The organism is Saccharomonospora halophila 8 (assembly GCF_000383775.1).
GTDB classification, from domain to species: domain Bacteria; phylum Actinomycetota; class Actinomycetes; order Mycobacteriales; family Pseudonocardiaceae; genus Saccharomonospora; species Saccharomonospora halophila.
The window spans coordinates 1-3317 of the sequence record NZ_KB912489.1; the positions used below are offsets into that span (position 1 = coordinate 1).

1 protein-coding gene and 2 pseudogenes are annotated in these 3317 nt (G+C 71.7%); all 3 read right to left on the bottom strand.

The genetic code is table 11. The features are described from left to right. A pseudogene (locus tag SACHA_RS0103415) lies at nt 1–498 on the bottom strand (hypothetical protein); the annotation flags it as partial. After that, entirely contained in the window at nt 495–2552 is a 2058-nt protein-coding gene (locus SACHA_RS0103420) for a P-loop NTPase family protein (protein WP_019807222.1), read from the bottom strand. The pseudogene SACHA_RS0103415 and the gene SACHA_RS0103420, both read right to left, overlap by 4 nt. A 95-nt stretch (nt 2553–2647) precedes the next feature. Beyond that, nucleotides 2648–3317: pseudogene (locus SACHA_RS0103425) on the bottom strand (hypothetical protein); the annotation flags it as partial.

The following is a 3317-nucleotide window of genomic DNA, read 5'->3' on the forward strand; positions in this document are numbered from 1 at the left end:
GGCCGAGGCCAGCGCGTCCGCCCTGCCGCCGCCCAGTTCGTCCGCGCGGGCGAGCACCAGCAGTGTGTTCACGGCGGCCACCCGGGCGTGGGGGTGCTCCTGCGCGCCGCGCAACACGGACAGGTCGCTGTTGTGCGGGTGCCCGACCAGGTACAGCACCGCGTCGGCCTCCATGCCGACCGACTCGACGACCCGGGACTCGTCCCCGTCCTCGGCCGGGGCGACGTCGAGCACGGTCAACTCCGGGTGGGTCCGCTCGGCGGGCACATGATGCCAGGTCACCGGCCTGCCGTCCGCGGGCTCGGGCACGTGCTCACCGATCAGGGCACCCACCAGCGTCGTACGCCCCGAACCGCGCGCACCGAGCACGGCGACACGCAGTGGTTCGGAGAACCGCGCGAGGTGCCGCCGCAGCCAGTTCGTCGCCCGGGGACTGTCCGCGTACACCTCGTGCGCCCGGTTCAACAGGGCCCAGGCGCGGTCGGCCAGCTCGCTCACGCGCTCAGCTCCCGCACCGGCGACTTCGGTGCCAGTGCGTCGGCGCGTCGGCGCAGCACCTCCAGCTCCTCGATGCGCTTGGCGAGTTGCCGGGCGGCGGTGTTGCGCTCGGCGGTCTCGTTCTCCATGACCTGCTTGATCCGCTGGGCGGTGTCACTGATCTCACTGCGCAGTTCCTGCGCGACGGCGTTGCAGCGGTCCCGCAGCTCCCGCTGGATCAGCCGTACGGTGTCCTTGCTCTGTTTCCCGTAGGCGAGGAAGAAGTCGTCCACGTGCCGGTGCGCCGCCGTGCGGGCCGTGGCCTGGCGGCGTTTGAGCCGGGTCTCCCGCTCCTCCAGCACACTCTTGGCACCGAACGCGACACCCGCACTGATCGAAATGGGGTTGATCAGCTCCATCCCGGCCAACGAGGTCGCGAGCCCGAACATGAGCAGGCCACCGTAGGACCCCCGCATCCCGGTGAAGAGCTTCTGCCCGACCGTGAACTTCTCGACGGTCGGCATCTTCAGATCGTCGATCTCCTCACGGGGGACATCGGTCAGCACCGCGTCCGCGGCGAACACTCCCGGATCCCGCGGCATGATCGCGGCGGCGAGCCGGTGGGAGACGTACTCGAACCGGTCGAGCAGCCACGTCGAGTTCGCCTCCGCGGCTGTGCGCAGGTTGTCCCGCAACCACTGCTCGAACTCCGGCCAGTCCCGGACCGGGTCCGCCGTGTCGAAGTACTCGTCGGCCTCCCGCAGGATGCGCCGGGTGCGGTCCCGCAGGTCGTAGTCCAGGTCCGCGTTGAGGTCGGCGACCTCGTCCGAGAGCATCGTCTGCCACCGGGACGACTCCCGTTGCACCTCCTCGAGCTTCTGACTGGCCGCACGGTACTTGGCGCTGAGCTCCTCGTTGCCGCCCTGCTGCACCTCGGTCAGCCGCTCGCGCAGCGGCACGACCAGACGCTCCAACGTCAACCTGCTCAGCGCACCGACCGAGCGCTTCCGCACGTGGGCGAGGTTGCCCATCAGGTCCTTGTGCAGGTAGGAGATCAGGGCCGGATACCCCGACTCCTGGTTGAGGTCCGCGTCGTTCGACCGGGCCGCCACCATCCGCAACGACGCCGACACCCCGAACACGGTGGCGGGCATCCCCCGGCCGGCCAGCCGGGCGCGGGTGCGTTCGGCGATCCGCTCCCATTCCGGGACCAGGTCGGTCTTGGTGAAGACCACGGCCGCGTTGGGGCAGAGGGTGAACACCTGGGTCGCGAGGTCGCACTCGGGCTCCGAGGGTTCCCGCGTCACATCGGTGATCAGCAGTACCGCGTCGGCCTGCGGCACCATCGACAGTGCCGCGCGGGTGTGCTCGGCGGCCGAGACGTCCGGCCCGACCGGTGGGGTGTCGATGAGCGTCAGACCGGATTCGAGGAGTTTGCGCGGGAGTCCGATCTCGACCCGGCGGACGTCGGCACGCCGGTTCGCCTCCGCGGTGGCCGCATCGACATCGACCGGGGTCCGCCGTACCGCTTCCTCCGAAGGGGGATCGGCGAGCGCGGGGCCCTCCAGTACGAGGCTGTCGAGCGGGGTGCCGACGGAGTGCCACCCGGCCGGAACCGGCAGCCGGGAGCCGGTGCGCGCGGCGGATGCACCGGACTGCGCGGCCGCGGAGGAGGGGCCCGAGTACGGGGCGGGGAGCCGGTCGTCGTGCGGGACGGGGCGGAAGGCGGGGTCGGACGCGGCACGGGACGCGCCCCCGGTGGCCTCGGCCGACGACGCCGAGCCTCCGGAACGGGGATCGGAGACGAGGGACGCCGTGGGTTCGGGGGCGTGCTGCAGCACGGCGGGGACCGTGGTCGTGACGTCGTCACCCACCGCACACACCGTGCTGCCCAGCAGGCCGTTGAGAAGCTGGCTCTTGCCCTGGCCCGACCCGCCGAGCACGAGCACCCGGACCTTCGGCCCGGCGAGCTCGGCCCGCCGCACGCGCAGGCGTCGCACGAGGTCAGGCCGGTCGTGTGTCGCACACGACCGGATGGTCTCGTCCAACACGTCGAGCCAGGGCGTAGCCGTCATCGATCGGACAGTGTGCCCTGTTCACTCTCCGCAGTACAGGGCGGGCTCGTGACTGGCACGAACCCGCCCTGTTACGGCGTCGAGATCACGGAGTGTCAGCCTCCGAGGCCGAGGTCCGTCACACCGGACGAACCGGACAGCAGGTCGTCGCCTCCGTCGGTGATCCCGTTCAGCGGGCCGCTGCCGACGCTGTCGGTGACACTGTCCACACCGGTGTCCAGCAGGTTGGAGCTGTTGTCCTCGCCGTTGTCCCCGCTGGGCAGCGGGTTGGCCACCGGCAGCTCCGGAACGTCGACACCGAGGTCGCCCGTCAGGTCGCCGACGCCCTCGGTGAGGTTCGAGGTCCCGGAGAGCAGGCCGCTCGACTCCTCGGCGGTTTCGGGCTCCGGCTGCGGCTCGGCGGAGTCGTCGCCGGAGTCGGCCTCGGTGGAACGGGCCTCCTCCGAGAGGGTCGCCGAGCTCTCGCCGGAGAAGGAGTCGCGGTCGATCTCCAGCTCGCCCTCGGCCTCGGCCTTCGAGTCGGTCTCCGCCTCGGCGGAGGTCTGGCCGGAGACGTCGACCGGGACGTCGCTGCCGACCGACGAGGTCACGGTGTCCAGCACCCGGCCCTCGGAGGTCACGTCGGCGGCGACCGCACCGGCCGCGGACTCACTGCCCCGGGACATGCTGTCGGTGTCGAGGGAACCGGCCAGGTCGCCGACGACCGGCACGTCGGCACCGCCCTGCAGGCCCGCGCCACCGGCGACACCGGACACGGCGCCCGCC